The sequence below is a fragment of the Leifsonia xyli subsp. cynodontis DSM 46306 genome (genome assembly GCF_000470775.1).
Taxonomy (GTDB): Bacteria; Actinomycetota; Actinomycetes; order Actinomycetales; family Microbacteriaceae; genus Leifsonia; species Leifsonia cynodontis.
On sequence record NC_022438.1, the window covers coordinates 574,563 to 592,906 of the forward strand.

General features: G+C 69.6%; 17 protein-coding genes, 4 pseudogenes and 1 riboswitch. Of the genes and pseudogenes, 16 read left to right on the forward strand and 5 right to left on the reverse strand.

Annotated features, from left to right (window positions below; translation table 11 throughout):
* Positions 1-35 precede the first annotated feature (35 nt).
* From O159_RS16970 to O159_RS14895, 9 genes are all read left to right on the forward strand, one after another.
* Positions 36-878, forward strand: coding sequence for a hypothetical protein (locus O159_RS16970; RefSeq protein WP_236609527.1), 843 nt, complete (start codon positions 36-38; stop codon positions 876-878).
* Positions 769-1,176, forward strand: coding sequence for an arsenate reductase/protein-tyrosine-phosphatase family protein (locus tag O159_RS02705; protein ID WP_043993950.1), 408 nt, complete (start codon positions 769-771; stop codon positions 1,174-1,176). Before O159_RS16970 ends, O159_RS02705 begins: the two co-directional genes overlap by 110 nt.
* Positions 1,173-2,624, forward strand: coding sequence for a sugar transferase (locus tag O159_RS02710; RefSeq protein WP_021754232.1), 1,452 nt, complete (start codon positions 1,173-1,175; stop codon positions 2,622-2,624). The genes O159_RS02705 and O159_RS02710 overlap by 4 nt, the downstream gene beginning before the upstream one ends.
* Positions 2,624-3,454 (forward strand): glycosyltransferase, encoded by an 831-nt coding sequence (locus tag O159_RS02715; protein ID WP_021754233.1) that lies wholly within the window; start codon positions 2,624-2,626, stop codon positions 3,452-3,454. Before O159_RS02710 ends, O159_RS02715 begins: the two co-directional genes overlap by 1 nt.
* Positions 3,436-3,654, forward strand: coding sequence for a hypothetical protein (locus tag O159_RS02720; RefSeq protein ID WP_407929760.1), 219 nt, complete (start codon positions 3,436-3,438; stop codon positions 3,652-3,654). The genes O159_RS02715 and O159_RS02720 overlap by 19 nt, the downstream gene beginning before the upstream one ends.
* A gap of 137 nt (positions 3,655-3,791) precedes the next feature.
* Complete coding sequence (locus O159_RS02725) at positions 3,792-4,724, forward strand: acyltransferase family protein (RefSeq protein ID WP_021754235.1); 933 nt, start codon at positions 3,792-3,794, stop codon at positions 4,722-4,724.
* 80 nt (positions 4,725-4,804) lie between these two features.
* Positions 4,805-5,524, forward strand: a complete 720-nt coding sequence (locus O159_RS02730) for an SGNH hydrolase domain-containing protein (RefSeq protein ID WP_269078384.1) — start codon at positions 4,805-4,807, stop codon at positions 5,522-5,524.
* Positions 5,517-6,818, forward strand: coding sequence for an O-antigen ligase family protein (locus O159_RS02735; protein WP_021754237.1), 1,302 nt, complete (start codon positions 5,517-5,519; stop codon positions 6,816-6,818). The genes O159_RS02730 and O159_RS02735 overlap by 8 nt, the downstream gene beginning before the upstream one ends.
* A gap of 285 nt (positions 6,819-7,103) precedes the next feature.
* Positions 7,104-7,286 (forward strand): hypothetical protein, encoded by a 183-nt coding sequence (locus tag O159_RS14895; RefSeq protein ID WP_169725633.1) that lies wholly within the window; start codon positions 7,104-7,106, stop codon positions 7,284-7,286.
* 54 nt (positions 7,287-7,340) lie between these two features.
* Here the strand turns inward: O159_RS14895 and O159_RS15510 are convergent, their stop codons facing one another.
* The gene (locus tag O159_RS15510) at positions 7,341-7,955 is read right to left on the reverse strand and encodes a CpsD/CapB family tyrosine-protein kinase (protein WP_021754239.1); all 615 of its coding nucleotides are present in this window, start codon (positions 7,953-7,955) and stop codon (positions 7,341-7,343) included.
* A gap of 89 nt (positions 7,956-8,044) precedes the next feature.
* Here O159_RS15510 and O159_RS15515 point away from each other — a divergent pair, with 89 nt between their 5' ends.
* Positions 8,045-8,389 carry a hypothetical protein gene (locus O159_RS15515; RefSeq protein WP_021754240.1) on the forward strand — a complete coding sequence of 115 codons (345 nt, stop codon included), beginning with the start codon at positions 8,045-8,047 and terminating at the stop codon, positions 8,387-8,389.
* Between the two features lie 24 nt (positions 8,390-8,413).
* Positions 8,414-8,740 (forward strand): hypothetical protein, encoded by a 327-nt coding sequence (locus O159_RS15520; RefSeq protein ID WP_021754241.1) that lies wholly within the window; start codon positions 8,414-8,416, stop codon positions 8,738-8,740.
* Positions 8,741-9,121: 381 nt separating this feature from the next.
* Here O159_RS15520 and O159_RS02755 read toward each other — a convergent pair whose 3' ends face one another.
* A complete protein-coding gene (locus O159_RS02755; RefSeq protein WP_021754243.1) occupies positions 9,122-10,624 on the reverse strand; it encodes a family 20 glycosylhydrolase in 1,503 nt (500 codons plus the stop codon).
* 126 nt (positions 10,625-10,750) lie between these two features.
* Positions 10,751-10,849, forward strand: a riboswitch (ZMP/ZTP riboswitch).
* 7 nt (positions 10,850-10,856) lie between these two features.
* On the opposite strand from O159_RS02755, the gene glyA reads away from it, so the two are divergent.
* The 3 genes and pseudogenes from glyA (at position 10,857) to O159_RS02770 (ending at position 13,646) form a co-directional block, all read left to right on the forward strand.
* On the forward strand, positions 10,857-12,179 hold the full coding sequence (gene glyA / locus O159_RS02760) for a serine hydroxymethyltransferase (RefSeq protein ID WP_043993464.1): 1,323 nt from the start codon (positions 10,857-10,859) through the stop codon (positions 12,177-12,179).
* A gap of 88 nt (positions 12,180-12,267) precedes the next feature.
* Entirely contained in the window at positions 12,268-13,149 is an 882-nt protein-coding gene (locus tag O159_RS02765; protein ID WP_021754245.1) for a bifunctional methylenetetrahydrofolate dehydrogenase/methenyltetrahydrofolate cyclohydrolase, read from the forward strand.
* A 58-nt stretch (positions 13,150-13,207) separates the two neighbouring features.
* Positions 13,208-13,646, forward strand: a pseudogene (locus O159_RS02770) (VOC family protein).
* Here O159_RS02770 and O159_RS02775 read toward each other — a convergent pair.
* Positions 13,643-14,157, reverse strand: a pseudogene (locus tag O159_RS02775) (gamma carbonic anhydrase family protein). The pseudogenes O159_RS02770 and O159_RS02775 overlap by 4 nt on opposite strands.
* A 66-nt stretch (positions 14,158-14,223) precedes the next feature.
* Here O159_RS02775 and O159_RS13705 point away from each other — a divergent pair.
* Together O159_RS13705 and O159_RS02785 are read left to right on the forward strand one after the other, a co-directional pair.
* Positions 14,224-15,083 (forward strand): annotated as a pseudogene (locus O159_RS13705) (IS5 family transposase).
* Between the two features lie 44 nt (positions 15,084-15,127).
* On the forward strand, positions 15,128-15,859 hold the full coding sequence (locus O159_RS02785; protein WP_236609529.1) for an ankyrin repeat domain-containing protein: 732 nt from the start codon (positions 15,128-15,130) through the stop codon (positions 15,857-15,859).
* Between the two features lie 76 nt (positions 15,860-15,935).
* Here O159_RS02785 and galK read toward each other — a convergent pair.
* Positions 15,936-17,095: pseudogene (gene galK, locus O159_RS02790) on the reverse strand (galactokinase).
* A complete protein-coding gene (gene galT, locus O159_RS02795) occupies positions 17,092-18,285 on the reverse strand; it encodes a galactose-1-phosphate uridylyltransferase (protein WP_021754248.1) in 1,194 nt (397 codons plus the stop codon). Before galT ends, galK begins: the two are co-directional and overlap by 4 nt.
* Between the last annotated feature and the right edge of the window lie 59 nt (positions 18,286-18,344).

Sequence of the window (18,344 nt, forward strand, 5' to 3'; positions counted from 1 at the left end):
CTGAAATACGAACCACCCCCCGAAAGGAAACACACATGCGTAACAAACTAATGGGCGGCCTCCTCGCCCTCGCACTCGTCCTCGCGCCCGCGTCCGCCGCGAACGCGATCTACGAGGGCAACGAACTGCATGGCACGCTCAGCAGGGCCACGGTCAAACCGTTGGAGGTCGTCACCTACACCGCTGACCCGGGAACGTACGACGCCAACGAGGAGGTGTCCTTCACGATCGGCGGCATCGCCGCCAGCACCATCACGACCGTGTCGACCGTCTCCGAGCTGAGCGTCAAGTCCCCCGCCGAGGCGGACGGCTCGCTCGTCTTCTCGTTCTACCCCGAGGCCGGCGACAAGGACTACACCTTCACCACCTACCGCGCCGACGGCCGGGTCTGGGATGAGCTCGGCTTCACCGTGCTCGGCAATGCCGCTGTCGTCGACGGTGTGGCAGCAACGGCAATGGCAATGGCGGTGGAAACGGCACGGCCGTCTCCTCGGGCGCCAACGGCGGTCTCGCCAGCACCGGTTCCGACATCGCGATCTTCACGATCAGCGGCGTCGTGGTGCTGCTGCTCGCTGCCGGTGTCGTCCTCCTCGTCGTCCGTCGTCGCCGCTCCGGCGCCGACTCGGCGGCGTGACGGACGGACTTCGTCCCCGCCGACGTGCGAACAGCGGGGGCGGAGCGGGGGACCCGTTCGCGGTCTTCGGCTCTGCCCCCCGCGTCTCGCGCGTGCTCGCCGTCTGCACCGGCAACGTCTGCCGGTCGCCCGTGATGGAGCGCCTCCTGGCGCAGAGGTCACGGGCGGCCGGACTGGACCTCGCGGTCGCCAGCACCGGAACCCGGGCGCTCGTCGGCCAGGACATGGAACCGGGGTCGCGTGAGATCCTCACCCGCCACGACGCCGACGCTGACGGATTCGTCAGCACGAGCATCAGGGCGGTCGATCTCGAATCCTACGACCTGATCCTGACCGCCTCCGAAGCCCACCGCCTGCGCGTCGTGGAGCGTGATCCCGTGCTCCTCGCCCGAACGCGCACCCTGCTCGGGTTCCTCGACCCCGTCGAAGACGAGATTGTCGACCCCTACCGCAAGTCCCCCGAAACCTACCGTGCGATGGAGCGGCAGATCGTCCCCGCGATCGAGGCCGTCGTCGCCTACCTCTTGCGACAAAGGCTATGACTCACCTCACCGAACGACTGCCCATCGACCTCCTGCCGTCGCGACGCACCCGAAGCGCCGCGGCCCGTATCCTGCGGCTCCTCCCGCTCATCGACACGCTGGCCGTCACCGTGTGCCTCGCGATCGCTCATCTGATGCGCTTCGGGTTCAACACCGGCGGCGTCTTCGCCGTCACCGGGCACGCGGTGGACTACACGGTTGTCACCGTGATGACCGCCGTGTTCTGGTCTGCGGCCCTCTACGTGTTCCGCCCGCGCGAGCCGCTGGCGTTCGGCCGCAGCGACGAGGACTACCGTTCGGTCATCCGCGCGACCGGGCTGGTGTTCACCGCCTTCGCCTTCCTCAGCCTGGTCTTTCAGGCAGAGCCGTCGCGGGTGTTCCTTCTCTATGCCTTCCCGGTGGGAACCATCGTGCTGCTCGCGACCCGGTGGGCCCTCCGCCGTCGTGTCCGCGGGCTGCGCACGGAGGCCGAGTACCACAAGAACACCCTCGTCATCGGAACGGGTGTCGAGCTGAGCTGGATCACGGAGAGCCTGGGCGACTCCGACACGAGCGGGATGCGTCTCGTGGGCAGCGTCGTGACCGACGACGGCTCGACGGAGCCCGACGAGGAGTGGCTGGCCGACATCCGCAGCCGCGTCGAGCGCGAGGGGATCGCTGCCGTCATCGTCGGCTCGCTCCCGCCCGGCCGCACGGTCGGTCTCCGTCAGCTCTCGTGGGAGCTCGAGCAGTCCGGCGCGCAGGTGCTGCTGGCTCCGGACCTCGAAAGCGTCACCTCGTCCCGCATTAACGTGCTGAGCTTCGAGGGGACCTCGATGATCCTGGTCCAGCAGCCGCTGTACACCGGCGAGAAGTACGCCTACAAGCGCATCCTGGATGTGCTGGGCTCCGGCATCGGCCTCCTGGTCGCCGCGCCGATCATCGCGATCGCCGCGATCGCGATCTGGCTGGAGGACGGCGCGAACCCGTTCTTCAAGCAGCAGCGAGTCGGAGTCGACGGCAAGCCCTTCACCATGCTCAAGCTCCGCTCGATGAAGGTCGGCGCCGACGCCGCGGTCGCGGCCCTCGCCGCGTCCAACGAGGCCGAAGGGCCGCTGTTCAAGATGCGCGAGGACCCGCGGATCACCCCGATCGGCGGTTTCCTCCGCCGTTACTCCATCGACGAGCTGCCCCGGCTGTGGAACGTCTTCCGCGGCGACATGAGTCTGGTGGGACCGCGGCCGCCGCTCCCGCGCGAGACCGTGCAGTACGAGAGCTGGGCGCACCGCCGCCTGCTCGTCAAGCTCGGGCTGACCGGTCTCTGGCAGGTCAGCGGCCGCTCCGACCTCGGCTGGGAGGAGGGGCTGCTGATCGACCTCTCCTATGTCGAGAACTGGTCGGTGATCGGGGACCTGGAGATCATCGCCAAGACGGTGCGCGCCGTGTTCGCCAAGCACGGTGCGTACTGATGACCACCCAGCCGATCCGCGTGCTGCACGCGCTCGATTCGATGGCCGGTGGCGGCGCTCAGCAGGTCGTGCTCGACCTCGTCGCGTGGTCGGCGTCCGCGGGGATCGCGACGGCCATCGTCGCGGCCGACGGGCCGCGCCGCGGCGACATCCCGGAAGGCGTGGAGTTCCTCCCGGCGGCGGACGGGTCGTTCCTCGCCTACACTCGCACGCTGTTCTCAGCATGCCGCCGGTTCCGCCCGACGGTCCTGCACGCGCACCAGCGCCGGGAAGCGCTCGCCTCGCTGCTGGTCGGACGAGCGCTCGGCATCCCGGTCGTGGAGCACGCGCACACCGTTCTCCCCGACACCCGGCTGAAGGGTCTCTCCTTCCGCACGCGCCGTATCTTCTCGGTCGGCCCGGCGGTGACGCGGATGCTCACCTGTACGTTCCGGGTCTCCGCCGACCGCATCGACACGATCGGCAATCTGGTTCCGGGCGCGGCGCTCGCGCCCGCGGCGGATCGGAAGCCTGCACCCGGCGCGGTCATCGGTATCGGGCGTCTGGAGGAGCAGAAGGACCCGCTTCGCTTCAGCGACATCGTGCGCTCCGGCGTGGGCCGCTTCGAGGGCGTCTGGTACGGTGACGGGCCGCTTCGCCCGGACGTGCTCGCTCACGCGGCGCGCACCGGTTCGCCCGTGCGGTTCGCCGGACGCAGCACCTCGATCATCGCTGAGATGGACCGGGCTGCCGCGCTGCTCCTGACCTCCCGCTGGGAGGGGACCCCCTCGTCGTCCTCGAGGCGTTCGCTCGCGGCCTGCTCGTCGTCGCCATCGACGCGCCCGGGGTGACCGAACTCGTCGAAGGGCGCGGTGTGCTGCTGCCGGCGGAGACCTCGCCCGAGGCCGCCGCGGACGCGGTGGCCGCCGCGCTGGCCGCCGACACCTCCGAACTCCGCACCGCCGCCCGGCGCTATGCGGACGAGCACGCGGACCCCGCCGCCGTGTTCGCCCCCGTCCTCGCCTCGTACCGCAGACTCACATCCGCCTGAGCCCGATCTCCCCGCTCGACCCGACCAACCCGACCCCGCTCGACTCCGAAGGACACCCGTGCTTTCGAAACACTCCCCCCTCCTTTTCCCTCCCGCGCCGCGCGGGCAGCCCCCTCCTCACCCGGTTCCGTCCCGATGTGGAAGGACTGCGTGCTGTCGCCATCTTGCTCGTCGTCGCCAATCACGCCTGGGGCTGGCCGGCCGGCGGGTATGTCGGTGTGGATGTGTTCTTCGTCGTCTCGGGCTACCTGATCACCCGCGGCCTGATCCGCGACCGCATCCAGCACGGCTCCGTGCGGCTGGCGGCGTTCTACGTCAAGCGCGTCGCCCGCCTCGTGCCCGCTGCGGCGCTCGTCATCGCCGTGACATCCGCCCTGATCGCGCTCGTCTATTTCCCGCTGACGTCCGAGGTTCTCGCCACCCAGCCATTCTCCTCGCTGTTCGGCGTGCAGAACTGGAGCATGGTGCGCTCCGGAGCGGACTATCTCAACCCCTCGGGCGCACCGAGCCCGTTCCAGCACTTCTGGTCCCTCTCGCTCGAAGAGCAGTTCTACGCGATCTGGCCGTGGACGCTCGCGGCGGTCTGGTTCCTGGCCGTCCGGGTCCGCCGGGGGAGCGCCGAGCGCTCTGTGCGCACGGCGACGTTCGGCGTCGTCATCGTCATGATCGCGCTTTCCCTCGCCGCATCCGTCCTGATCACCGCTGTCAACCCCGGGGCGGCGTACTTCCTGCCGGTCACGCGGTTCTGGGAGCTCGGCGTGGGGGCGGCGATCGCCGCGGCCGGCCTCGGGCTGCGCGGCGTCGGCGTCCCGGCCGTCGCGATGCGCTGGGCGGGTCTTGCGATGATCGCGCTCAGCGCCGTCCTCTACACGCCGGCGACCCCGTTCCCCGGCATCGCCGCGCTGCTGCCCGTCGCCGGGACCGCCCTGGTCGTCCTCGCCGCCGAGCGCGCTGACGAGCCGTCGCCGCGAGTTCAGCGACGCCGCAGATCTCGTCGGACGCCGAACTGCAGGCCGCTCTGCGCACCACCGTCGAAGCCTCCGGCTGGTCCGCCTTCTCCGATCAGCTGAATGCGGGTTCCGTCGCGGGCGCGCCACAGCTCGACTGCCTGCGCGACCCGGTCACCGGCTCCTCCGACTCCTCGGCCGCCCTGGTACCCTGCACCGATGGTCCCGCCGACGGCCCTCTCGCGATCGTCATCGGGGACTCGATCGCCATGAGCTGGACGCCCGCGGTCGAACGAGCCCTCCCCGACGGCTGGAGAGTCGCGGCGCTCGGCGTCAGCAGCTGCCCGTTCGCGCTCGTCTCGGTGGACGAGAAGCACGGGCGCTCCGCTTTCCCGACCGCGTGCGAGGAAGCCAGGAACCGCGATATCGACGCCGCGCTCGGCGCGCAGCCGGAGCTGGTCGTCGTGGCGAGCGCAGAAGGCTCCTTCACCCGCCTCACCAGCGGTGCGACGGGGCAGAGCGCCGTCGCCGAGTGGCAGGCCGGCCTTGAGAAGGCTCTGGATCGGTTCCGTGAGGCGGAGGTCCCCGTCGTCGTTCTCGGCAATCCGCCGGAGACGACCGCCGCGGCCGACTGCGCTGTCCGGTCCGGGCGACCCGCCGACTGCGTCCGGCCGCCGTCCAGCGCCTACGAGTTCAAGGCGCGAGCCGAGAAAGCCGCGGTGGAGAGCGCGCGGGACACCGGTATGACGGTCGACTACATCGACCCAACCGGCTGGTTCTGCGTCCCCGGTCTCGGCTGCCCGCCCGGCGTCGACGGGGTTCTCGCCAAGCTCGACCACGGGCACCTGACGGAGACCTACTCGGCCATGCTCGGCCCGTTGCTGCGGGCGGAGCTGTCCGTGGCGGTGACCGGCCGTGGGTAGCTCGGCCCTCGCGGCCGCGCTCGCCGCCGCAGCCGTCGGTATCCTCCTGGTCCTGCTGGTCCCGGCGCGTCTGGCCCGTGCCACTGCCCTGTCTCTCGCGCTGGTGGTCGCGGTCGTCGGCGCGACCCTGACCGCGGGCTCGAACGTCTCGATGGCCTCGATGGCCTTCGGGTCCGTCCTCCTCGGCATCTCCATCGTCCGGGTGCGCTCGTCGTCCTCGGGGGAGAGACTGCTCCAGGGGGTCCTGTGTGCCTGGTGGGTCCTCGCGATGCTGAGCACGCTGATCATGCACGGTCGCAGTGTGGCCGGGATGCTGGTCTTCGGGACGTTCGCGCTGCTCGTGAGCCACGTCGCGCTGCATCTGGATCGCGCATCGGTGCGGTTCTTCGTGCGCGTCGCGCTCGCGGTCATGGTCGTCGAGGTCGCGCTGGCCGCCCTCGAGTTCGGCGTCGGGATGCAGCCGCTGTGGGGCTACCTGGGAGACGCACGCGCGAACCCGCTCATCGAGGGCTTCGATCGCGCACAGGGCACCTTCGGCCACCCGATCGTCTTCGGCTGGTTCCTGGCCGTGTGCGCGACCCTCGTCTGGGTCGACGCCGGGCGGCTCAGCCGCCGGTTGTGCTTGACGTTCCTGGTCGTCGTTGCCGCCGGCCTGGTGCTGAGCGGCACCCGGAGCGCGATGGTCTCCTTCGCCGTGGGCGTCATCCTGCACCTGGTGATGCGCCCCGGGCTGGCGACGTGGATGCGCAACCTGCTGATCGCCGGGGGAGCCGTCTTCGTCGTTCTCGCGATCGGCGTCGGTTCCCGCATCAGCGAGCTGACCGCCGACCTCCTCGATTCCGGTTCGTGGACGCAGCGCATCGGCAACATGGCCCGCGTTCCCGACCTGCTCGCGCGACCGCCGATGGAGTCGCTGTTCGGGGTCGGCTGGGGCCGGGACGACCAGCTCTTCGTCGAGGGCGATCTGGTCAGCCCGTTCAACTTCCGCGTCGTCGACAACATGCTGGTCGAGGCGCTCGGCACGGTGGGGATCCTCGGCCTGCTCGTGCTGATCGTCATGGTCGTGATCGCGTTCGTTCGCGGCGATCGGGCCAGCCGTGCCGTCACGGCGACCATCGCGGCGATGATGTTCTCCTTCGACACGATGGTGTGGCCGTTCACCGCCATCGCCCTGATGCTGTTCTTCTCGCTGCCGCGGCTGAACCGGAACGCACCCCCGGAACGGCCGGAGGCGGTCAGCGGAACGGAGCAACCGGTGACACGGCGTGCGCTGAACGGACGACGGACCCGCTGAGCTTCTGGACACCGCCGGGGAACCGCGCCGAGTCCGCTGAGGCTTTCGAGAACGGGCCGCAGCCGCCTGTCAGTGTCGCAACGCCGTGAGGACCCGGGACAGACTGGTCGTAAGAGAGGCCACGACCAGGACGCCGCTCGCTTTCGCGCCGACATCCCCGACCACTCGTTCCGAGCGCTGAGGCCACTCCGGCCCGGGGCTCTCCACCTATCCTGGCGACGGAGAATCGACTCCGCCGTCAGCTGAGAGGGAACGCCGATGTCCATTCGCCGAACCAACAGGACCGTGAACGATCTGCTCGTCGCCGATCTCGATACGCACTCGAGTGCCGTTGTCGCGGAGTCGCGACACGAGGTCACCTGTCTCATAACAGCCGCTTTCGCCGCTATCGCATCGACGGTGGAGATGGCGGCCATCGACATCGCCGTCGACGCGGCGGCCGAAGCGGCGACCGCGCTCGCCCTCTGAGCGCGGAGCGCCTGGAGCTGCGGGAAGCGCAATGCCGGGAAGCGCCGACAGTCGCTAACCGTCGTGCCGCACCGAGGCGCGGAATCCTCCTGACCGGTGGCGGAGCGTTCCGCTGAACCCGGTTCCTATCCGTGCCGGGCGGCCCGGCGGTCGCGGTTCGCGGGCTCGGCGGCAACCGGCTCCGGGATGCTGTCGGCTGTGCTGTGCCGGTCGGCTGCTTCCGGCTCGGCTGTCGTCGGCACGGGGGCAGTGGCCGGCATCGGGGCTGCCTCGGGCCCGGCCGTGAGGGACGCATCGTGGTAATAGCCGTACCCGTACTCGGCACCGTAGTAGCCGTAGTTGACGGCGTCGGCGCGGGACGCGGTTGAGGACGACGCCGGTGAGCTTCCCGGCGGCCTGGTCGAGGGTGCGGAGGGCCTTGCCGAGCTGGTCGATCTTCGTGCGCTTGGCGTTGACGACCAGCAGCACACCATCGACCGATTTGGAGAGCACGGCGGCGTCGGTCACCGGGAGCAGCGGTGGGGCGTCCACGATGACCACGGCGAGTTCGGAGAGGGCGCCGAGGAGTTCGCGCATCGTCCGAGAGCCGAGCAGCTCGCTCGGGTTCGGCGGTGTGCGACCCGCGGTGAGGACACGGATGTTGGGGGAGAAGCCCGGGTCTTGCAGCACTTCGCGCAGAGAGACCCGGCCGGCGAGGACATCCGAGAGCCCGGTGCCGTTGGGGATGCCGAAAAGTCTTTCCCTGCGAGGGGTGGCGCATGTCGGCGTCGACGACGACGACCGGCTGGCCGCCGCGGGCGATCGTCACCGCCAGGTTGGCCGAGAGGGTCGACTTGCCCTCGGAGGGCATGGAGGAGGTGACGAGCAGGATGCGCGGGGGGTTGTCCACATCCACGTACGAGAGGTTTGTGCGGAGTTCGCGCAGAGCCTCCATCGCGCTCACGGAGTCGGAGGTGTTTTTCCCGCTCGTGCCGATGATGTGCGAGTTCTCGGCCAGCTCGTCCGTGATGGGGACGGTGCCGATGACCGAGACGCCGAAAGTGTTCTCGACCATCTCGGCTGACCGGACGCTGCGGTCCAGCTGGTTCCGGATCAGCGCGTAGAGGGCGGAGAGGAAGAGCCCGACGATGAAGGCGATGCTGAGGGTGATCGGGACGTTCGGCGACGAGGGCAGCGAAGGAAGCGGGGCGCTGGCCGTCGGGGTGAACTGGGTCGCTGCGCCGGAGGCGTCGTCGGCGCCCTGCAGCTGGGCGATGCGGGTGACGAGCGCCTTGATCCACGCGTTGGCGATCTGCTGGGCTTCCTGTGGGGTGCGCGCTGTGGCGGTGACGCTGATGATCGCCGTGTCCTGCGGCTGGGTGGCCCGGACCTGGCCCGTGAGGGCGCCGGGGCTGGTCTCGATCCCCAGATCGTCGATGACGAGCTTCGCGACTTCCAGTGAGGTCGCCTGCTGAACGTAGGTCTGAGCCCGTGATTTGGCGAGGCTGTCCCCGGCGTACTGCAGGCCCAGATCGTCGCCCGTCGTCGCCTGCATCATCCCGGACGCGGTGGAGCTGTACACCCGCGTCTGGGCGATTGTCCACACGGCTGCGGCAGAGACGCTGACCAGGATCAGGACGAGCATCCCCGCCCAGTACGTGCGGAGAATACGCAGGTACTCGCGGAGATTCGTCGTACGGACTTGATCGGACTCGCGGTGCTGCATCGGATCGGGACTCCTCAGGGCGGAAGTGTCTGTGTTCGACAGGAGGTTCTTCGTGTATGAAATATCTAACTATAACATATTACAAGAGTGCCCCTCTTCAGAGGGGCCTCCGTCCCGAAGAAACAGCGAATCAGACGGTGGCTCTCTCCGGCCATGGGACCCCGGCCACGCTCCGGTACTGGGTGCCGTGGGCGTCCCAGTGCTCCGCGAGCCGGCCCAGGCGTGCGGCGAAATCCTCGAAGTCGCGCGCGGAGTCCGTGCCGGAGGGCGTGGCCGACCAGCCGATCTCGGCGACGGCCGCCATCCGGGGGAACACCATCTCTTCGGCGTCCTCGATGGTCGGGACGGTCTCGGTCCAGAGCGGACCCTCCACGCCCAGGATGTGCGATTCGTCCAGACCGGGCACGATGCGCGCCGGCTCCCACCCGTAAGCGCTGGCGAGATCGGTCGGCCCGTCGGCCCAGTCCTGGCCGATCGCGTCGCCCTTTTCGTAGACCATGTCGAGGTAGGCCACGTCGGCGGGCGACATGATGACCGAGCCGCCCTGCCGCACGAAAGAGAGGGTCTCCTCGCCGGTCTTGTCGCGGGGAGTGCGGAACGACCAGTATTGCCCGATGGTGCCCTGCGGCAGCCGGTCGCTCCGGCCCATCTCGTGCCAGCCCACCGGGGTCTTGCCGGTCTCGGCCACGAGGCCGGCGGCGCGCTCGATGAAGGCGCGGAAGTCTTCGGCGGGGGTGCTCAGGCACTCGTCGCCGCCGATGTGGAAGTACGGGCCCGGCGTCAGCGCGGCGACCTCGCGCACCACATCCCGCAGGAATCGGTCGGTCGTGGCGTCGCCGGTCATCAGACTGCTGAAGCCGACCTTCCTCCCCGTGTACAGCTCTTTGGCGACGCCGTCCGGGTTCAGCTCCGGATAGGACGCCAGTGCCGCGTTCGTGTGGCCGGGCACATCGATCTCGGGCACGATCGTGATGTGACGCTCGGCTGCGTAGTCGACCAGCGCCCGGTACTCGTCCTGGGTGTAGTACCCGCCGGGGCTGCCGTCGCTGCCCGTGGAGCCGCCGATCCGGGTCAGCTCCGGCCAGGACTCGATCTCGATGCGCCAGCCCTGGTCGTCGGTCAGGTGCAGGTGGAGGTGGTTGATCTTCAGCAGCACGATCGCGTCGATGAAACGGCGGATGTCGGCGGGCGGGAAGAAATGCCGTGCGACATCCAGCATCGCGCCCCGGTAGGCGAAGCGCGGGTAGTCCTGGATGCGGACCGCCTCGATCGTGAGCGGGTCGTCCGCGCCGGCCGTCGGCACCAGCTGGCGGAGCGTCTGCGCGCCCCAGAACGCCCCGGTCGCGGTGGCCGCGCCGATGCGCACGCCCTCTGCCGAAACCTCCAGGGTGTACACTTCCTCGCCCTGCCCCTCCGGACCCTCGTGCTCCGCGATGACGATCGCGATGTCCCCGAACGCGGGCGGCTCGTGTACCACCTCGAGCTCGCGGCGGCCGTCGCTCACCAGCCCGTCGCGCAGGTGCCGGGCCACGGCGTCCGCGCCCGGACCGGCGACGCTGATGCGCGCGCTGTCCCCGAGGACGAACGGGGCCTCACTGCTTTTCTCGGACCGGACGGGGAGGGGGACGACCACAGCTGCTCCTCATACAAGTGTTTTTCGGGGGAGGCCGACGCTGCCCGCCCGCTGGTCGGCCACTGCGAGTATTGCAGGAGCCCTCACTCTGAGCAAGGTTTCGGCCGGCGCTGCCTTTGCTATGCTGGCTTTCGTCGCGACTGGCGCTCAGATGGTCACCATCGGGAAGCGACGACGGTACCTCGAACGAACGGGTGGATTCGGCCGCGCGCCTGGGTCGATAGCAACAGAAATGTCCACGCCTTTTTTGAAGGAGCCGATTGTGACCGACACCCTCCCATCCACCTTCACTGCGCCGCTCGCGGAGGTCGATCCGGAGATCGCCGAGGTGCTCCAGTTGGAGCTCGCCCGCCAGCGCGACTACCTGGAGATGATCGCGTCCGAGAACTTCGTGCCGCGCGCCGTCCTGGAGTCCGTCGGTTCGGTGCTGACGAACAAGTACGCCGAAGGGTATCCGGGGCGTCGCTACTACGGCGGCTGCGAGTACGTGGACATCGCCGAGCAGCTGGCGATTGACCGGGCGAAGAGCCTGTTCGGCGCGGAGTACGCGAACGTCCAGCCGCACTCGGGCGCCTCGGCCAACGCGGCCGTGCTCTCCGCCATCGCGACCCCGGGCGACACCATCCTGGGCCTCGAACTCGCCCACGGCGGGCACCTGACGCACGGGATGAAGCTGAACTTCTCCGGCAAGCTCTACAACGCGGTCGCCTACGGCGTGGACCCGGAGACCTTCCTCGTCGACATGGACGTTGTGCGCGACAGGGCGCTCGAGCACAGACCGCAGGTCATCATCGCCGGCTGGTCGGCCTATCCGCGCCAGCTCGATTTCGCTGCGTTCCGGGCGATCGCAGACGAGGTGGGCGCCAAGCTGTGGGTGGATATGGCCCACTTCGCGGGCCTCGTCGCGGCAGGTCTCCATCCCTCGCCCGTCCCCTACGCGGACGTCGTCTCCTCGACCGTCCACAAGACGATCGGCGGCCCCCGCTCCGGTTTCATCGTCAGCCGGGACACGGAGCTGGCGAAGAAGCTCAACTCGAATGTGTTCCCCGGTCAGCAGGGCGGCCCGCTCATGCATGTGATCGCCGCGAAGGCGACTGCGTTCAAGCTGGCGGCGACCGACGAGTTCAAGGACCGTCAGGCCCGCACCATCCGTGGCGCGCAGCTCCTCGCCGAGCGGCTCACCGCCGCCGACTCCCGCGCATCCGGTGTGGATGTGCTCACCGGCGGCACCGATGTCCACCTGGTGCTCGCCGATCTGCGCACATCGGAGCTCGACGGACAGCAAGCGGAGGATGTGCTGCACGAGGTCGGCATCACGGTCAACCGCAATGCGGTGCCGTTCGACCCGCGCCCGCCGATGGTCACCTCGGGCCTCCGGATCGGCACCCCGGCGCTGGCGACCCGCGGCTTCGGCGACACCGAGTTTGCCGAGGTCGCCGACATCATCGCGCTGGCGCTCCGTCCCGGCGCCGACACCCGTGCGCTCCGCGCGCACGTCGACGCCCTGACCGCGGCCTTTCCGCTCTACCCCGGCCTCACTCCCTCCTCCAACTGACCCCTCGCCGCCATCGTTTCCTCACTTCTTCCGGGGATTCGGGCCGAAAACGCGGAAGAACTGAGGAAGAGACGGTGAGAGGACGGGGATGAACGCGAGGACACTGGACGGGAAGGCGACAGCGGCTGCGATCAAGGCGGAGCTGCGGGAGCGGGTGAGCGCCCTGCGCGAGCGGGGGGTGGTGCCCGGGCTCGGCACCGTTCTCGTCGGCGACGACCCGGGATCGCAGTGGTACGTCGTGGGAAAGCACCGCGATTGCGCGGAGGTGGGAATCGCGTCCCTCCGCCGCGACCTGCCCGCGGACATCTCGCAGGCGGAGCTCGAGGCCGTCGTGCAGGAGCTGAACGCCGACCCCGGCTGCACCGGGTTCATCGTGCAGCTCCCCCTGCCGAGCCATCTCGACACGGACGCCGTTCTGGAACAGGTGGACCCGGCGAAGGACGCCGACGGACTGCACCCCACGAACCTCGGACGGCTCGTGCTGAATGTCAACCGGCCGATCACGACCCCGCTGCCGTGTACCCCGCGCGGCGTGATCGAGCTGATGCTGCGCCACGGTATCGACCTGGCGGGCAAAGATGTCGTGGTCGTCGGCCGCGGTGTCACCGTCGGCCGGTCGATCGGCGCGCTGCTGACCCGCCGGGAGGTCAACGCCACGGTCACCCTGACACACACGGGAACGAAGAATCTGGACGAGCATCTGCGCCGCGCCGATGTGATCGTGGCGGCGACGGGTGTGGCCGGGCTGGTTTCGGCGCACAACGTCAAACCGGGCGCGGTCGTGCTGGATGTCGGCGTGAGCCGCGTCGAGGACCCGGAGACGGGCAAGAGCCGTGTCGCGGGGGACGTTGCGGCGGATGTCGCCGGGGTCGCCTCCTGGATCTCGCCCAACCCCGGCGGCGTCGGGCCGATGACCCGGGCGCTGCTGTTGCAGAACGTGGTGGAGGCCGCCGAGCGGGCGCTGATGTGAGCGAGGCGGACGCGCGTTCCGTTCGCACCCGCCCCGGTCGGACCCGGGGGACCGGCGGGTGACCATCAGACTGGAGAACATCGGCATCGCTGTCCGCGATCTGGAGGCGGCGATCGCCTTCTTCACGGACCTCGGCCTCACGCTCCTCGGCCGTGACACGGTCAGCGGCGAGTGGGCGGACACCGCGGTGGGACTCGACGGCAATCGCGCCCGGATCGCACTGTTGCAGAGTCCGGACGGCCACGGTCGCCTGGAGCTCTTCGAAATACCTCCACCCCGACGCCGTCGAGACGGAGCCCACGCTGCCGAACGAGATCGGCATGCAACGCGTCGCTTTCTCGGTCGACGACATCGACGCGGCGCTCGCGATCGCCGCCCAACACGGGTGCTATCCGCTCCGGGGCGTGGCGACATACGGGGACCTCTACAAGCTGACGTACCTCCGCGGCCCGAGCGGCATCCTCATGATGTTCGCCCAGGAGCTGAAGCCGGCCTAAACCGCGGCAGGGTGCTCGCTGATGTGCGTCAGATACGCAGCGGCGTTCTGCCGGATCGCCGCGCGCTCGTCCTCGGTCAGCTCCCGGCGCACCTTCCCCGGAACGCCCGCGACCAGGGAGCCCGGCGGGATGACAGCCCCCTCCAGCATGACGGTCCCGGCGGCCAGCAGCGAGCCCGCGCCGACGACGGCCCCGTTGAGGACGGTCGCGTGCATCCCGACCAGCACACCGTCCTCGATGGTGCAGCCGTGCAGCACGGCGTTGTGGCCCACGCTCACCTCCGCGCCGATGGTGAGCGGGTAGCCGCGATCGACGTGGCAGAGACATTGTCCTGGATGTTGCTCCGCGGACCGAGCACGATCTCCTCCGCCTCCGCCCGGAGCACTGCATTGTACCAGACGCTGGAGCCGGCCTCGAGTCGCACGCGCCCGCTGAGGACGGCTCCGGCGGCGACGAAGGCGTCGGCGGCGAGGGTCGGTGTGGAGCCGTCGGCGAGGGTCACGATGGTCATGGTTCACACCCTAAACGCTCAGGCGGGGTCTCTTAGAGGTGGTTTCAGTAGTCGGCGTGGCGGTGGTTGTTGTGGCTGGTTAGCGGGGATGCTGGTCGAGTGTCGACGCTTGCTGAGGATCGGTTCATTACGGATATGTTGTGGGAGCGGCTGGAGCCGTTGATTCCGCCTCGGCCGCCTGTGGTCAATGGGCGGGCTGGGCAGCCTCGGGTTCCTGACCGGAAGGTGTTCGCTGGGATCGTGTTCGTGCTGCTGACGGGGATCCCGTGGAGAAGCTCCCGCCCGAGTTGGGGTATGGGTCCGGGGTCACTTGTTGGCGGCGTCTGCGTGAATGGTCCGAAGCGGGCGCGTGGGATGCACTGCGGAAGATCATGCTCGACGAACTCGGCCAGGCTGGCATGATCGACTGGTCAAGAACCTGCCTGGACTCCGTAAGTGTCCGGGCGAAAAGGGGGGGCGATCTCACTGGACCTAACCCCACGGATCGTGGGAAACGGGGCACCAAGTACCATGTCCTGACCGACCGCAACGGACTCCCGCTGCATGTGGAGATCTCCGGCGCCAACCGACACGACTCCATGCTCGTGGAACCTGTGTTAGACAACATCACCGCGATCAAGGGCGTCGGCCGCGGTCGGCCCAGACGCCGCCCGGTTATCTTCCACGCCGATAAGGCTTACGACAACCGCCGCGTCCGCTGTTACCTGCGTTGTCGTGGGATCAAGGCACGCATCGCACGAATCGGAGTCGACTCCAAACAGTGACTGGGTAAACACTGTTGGGTAGTCGAACGCACCATGGCCTGGATCCTCGCCTTCCGGAAACTCGCCACTCGCTACGACCGCACCGCCTCAACGATCACGGCGCTCGTCGCTCTAGCAATCGCGATCACCAGCGCCCGCAAACTCACCAAAAACGACTACTGAAACCATCTCTAAGTGTGGGATGCATGTGTGGTGTCCGGTGGGTGATGGCGGCTTTGGTCGTGATGGCGGCCGGCGCGTTGCTCGTAGGATGCGCCAGTGTCAAGCCGATGCCGCAGGCGGGCACACCGGTCCGCTCGGCGGCGCCCGTCTCGCCGTCCCCCGCGACGGTGGACCCGGAGGCTTCCGCTCGGCTCCTCGCTGCCGTGAGCGCGGGCGACCACGATGCCGTGCGCCATGCGATCGCTGCTGGTGCGGATATCGAGATCCGGGGCGACCACGGCCGCACGCCCCTCTTGGTCGCGACGAGGGCGGGCGACACCGCGATCGCGCGGGAGCTGATTCTCGCCGGAGCCGATGTGAACGCCACAGACGAGCTGCAAGACAGCGCCTTTCTCTACGCGGGCGCCGAGGGGCTGGAAGACATCTTGCGGCTCACGCTCGACCACGGCGCCGATGTGGACGCCAAGAACCGGTATGGCGGCACCGCCCTCATCCCGGCTTCCGAACACGCGCACCTCCGCGTCGTCGCGATGCTCATCGAGGCCGGTGTGGAGTTCGACCATGTCAACCGCCTCGGCTGGACCGCGCTTCAGGAGGCCATCGTGCTGGGCGACGGCGGACGGGGAGCGCAGGATGTCGTCCGGCAGCTCCTCACCGCCGGGGCCGATCCGGACATCAGGCACGCCGACGGCCGCACTCCGCTCTGCAACGCGGAGCGGAAAGGGTTCCGCGCCATCGCCGGCCAGCTGAGGACCGTCGGCGCTGTCGGCTGCTGATGTCCGGGCCGGCGAGCGTGCCGGTCGCGCTCCCGGCGTCTTCGCTCCACCTCCTTCGCGGGGAATGGCCCGGGGCTCAGCTCTCCCGGCGCGCGCCCGCGGAGGCCCGCACCGTGAACAGATCCGGTTGGCCGAAGCCGTGCTCCGCGAACGCGCCGTCGAGAGCGATGAGCACGCGGCTCCCGGCGTCGGCCGGCACCAGGGCGAGGGCCGAGCCGCCGAAGCCGCCCCCGGTCATCCGGGCCCCGAGCGCGCCGTTGGCCTGGGCGGTCTCGACAGCGAGGTCGAGCTCGGGCGCCGAGACCTCGAAGTCGTCGCGCAGGGAGGCGTGGGAGGCGTCCAGCAGGCCGCCGATCGCGGCCGGACCGTGTTCGCGCAGCGCGCGGACGGTGTCGAGCACACGCTGGTCCTCGGTGACGACGTGGCGGACGCGGCGGAAGGTCACCTCGTCGAGCAGCCCGCGGGCGCGGTCGAGATCGGCGGCCGACACCTCCCGCAGGGACTCCACGCCGAGCGCGCGGGCGCCGGTTTCGCAGGACGCGCGGCGTTCGGCGTACCCGCCGGTCGCATGGGCGTGGGCGATGCCGGTGTCCACGATGAGGATCTCAAGGCCCGCCTCGTCCAGTCCCAGGGGGGATGACCTCCGACGCCAGCGAGCGGCAGTCCAGGAAGACCGCGGCATCCTCTTCGCCCAGGAGCGAGGCGGACTGATCCATGATGCCGGTGGGCGCGCCGACGGCGACGTTCTCGGCGCGCTGACCGGTACGGGCGAGCGCGCGGCGGTCGAGGCCGAGCCGCCAGGCGTCGTTCAGGGCGAGCGCGGTCGCCCCCTCGATCGCGGCCGACGAGGAGAGACCGGCCCCGACTGGGACGTTCGAGTCGAGCAGCAGGTCGAAGCCGGGAACGGCTGTCAGGTCGGCGACTCCCCGAGCGCCCACGCGACGCCGAGCGGATAGGCCGAACAGCCGCTGAGCGCGTCCGGGGCCAGCCGGTCGAGGTCGATTTCGACGAGTTCGTCGGCATAGGCGCTGCCGACGCGGACGGTGCGGTCCTCGCGGAGACTGAGCGAGGCGACCGTGCGGCGGTTGATCGCGAATGGCACAGCACGAAGCCGAGGTTGTAGTCGGTGTGCTCGCCGATGAGTTTCACGCGGCCGGGGCTCGACCACACCCCGTCCGGTTCACGGCCGAACACCTCGGCGAAGTCGTCGCGGACACCGGTGCGCAGGTCGGTCATCGGGTCGCCTCTCGGTCGGGGGAGTCGGAAGCGGCCACGGTCACGAGCCCGGAGACGCCGGCGGGCAGCGGACCGACGGGATTCTCCCGGTCGGCGCGGACCATGGCGTCGCGGAGCGCGGCGGCCGCCTGCTCCGGCGGGATGTCGCCCACCCAGGCGCCCATCGCGGCCTCGGAGCCCGCCAGGAACTTCAGCTTATCCGCGCTGCGGCGCGGCGAGGTGATCTGCAGCATGAGACGCACATCCTCGCGTCGCACCGCCACCGGCGCCTGGTGCCAGGCGGCGATGTACGGGGTGGGGGAGTCGTAGAGCGCGTCCACACCGCGCAGCACGCGCAGGTAGAGGGTCGCCAGCTCGTCCCGTTCGACGTCGGCGGTGGCGGCGAGGTCCGGGATGTGCCGGTGCGGCAGGACATGGATCTCGATCGGCCAGCGCGCCGCGAAGGGCACGAAAGCGGTCCAGTGCTCCCCGGCGAGCAAGACCCGCTCGGAGGCTCGCTCGCGTTCCAGGATGTCCGCGAAGAGCGCGGGCCCGTAGGCGTCGAGCGAGCGCAGCAGCGCGCTCATGCGCGGTGTGATGTAGGGGTAGGCGTAGATCTGCCCGTGCGGGTGGTGCAGTGTGACGCCGATCGCTTCGCCGCGGTTCTCGAACGGGAAGACCTGCTGCACGTCCGGGATGGCCGAGAGCGCAGCGGTCCGGTCCGCCCAGGCTTCGATGATCGTGCGGGCGCGCGAGGCGGTCAGCGTGCCGAACGAGCCGGTGGTCGCAGGGCTGAAGCAGACGACTTCGCGGCGGCCGACGGCCGTGCGGCTGCGTTCGATGCCGACGGCGGCGAGGTCAGCGAGGTCGTGCGGGGCATCTGCGTCGGCGGTGAGCGGCCCGAAGGACGGCGACTTGTTCTCGAACACGGCCACGTCGTACACGCTCGGGATCTCCGACGGGTTGCCGGGGCTGGCCGGCGCCAGCGGGTCCCGTTCGGCGGGCGGCAGCATCACCCGGTTCTGTCGGGCGGCGGCGATGGAGACCCACTCGCCGGTGAGCGGGTCCTGGCGCATGGAGGCGGTGGGCGGCCGCGGCGCGGGCTCGCGCAGATCGGGCGCGCGGTCCGGGGCGAGCGTCGTGTCGGCGTCGTAGTAGATGAGGTCGCGCCCGTCCGAGAGCTGGTGCGGACGCTTCGTGATGGCGGCCATGCGAACCTTTCTTTTCCGAAAGTGAATGTAGTGGATAGCTTACGGATTGACAAGAAAAC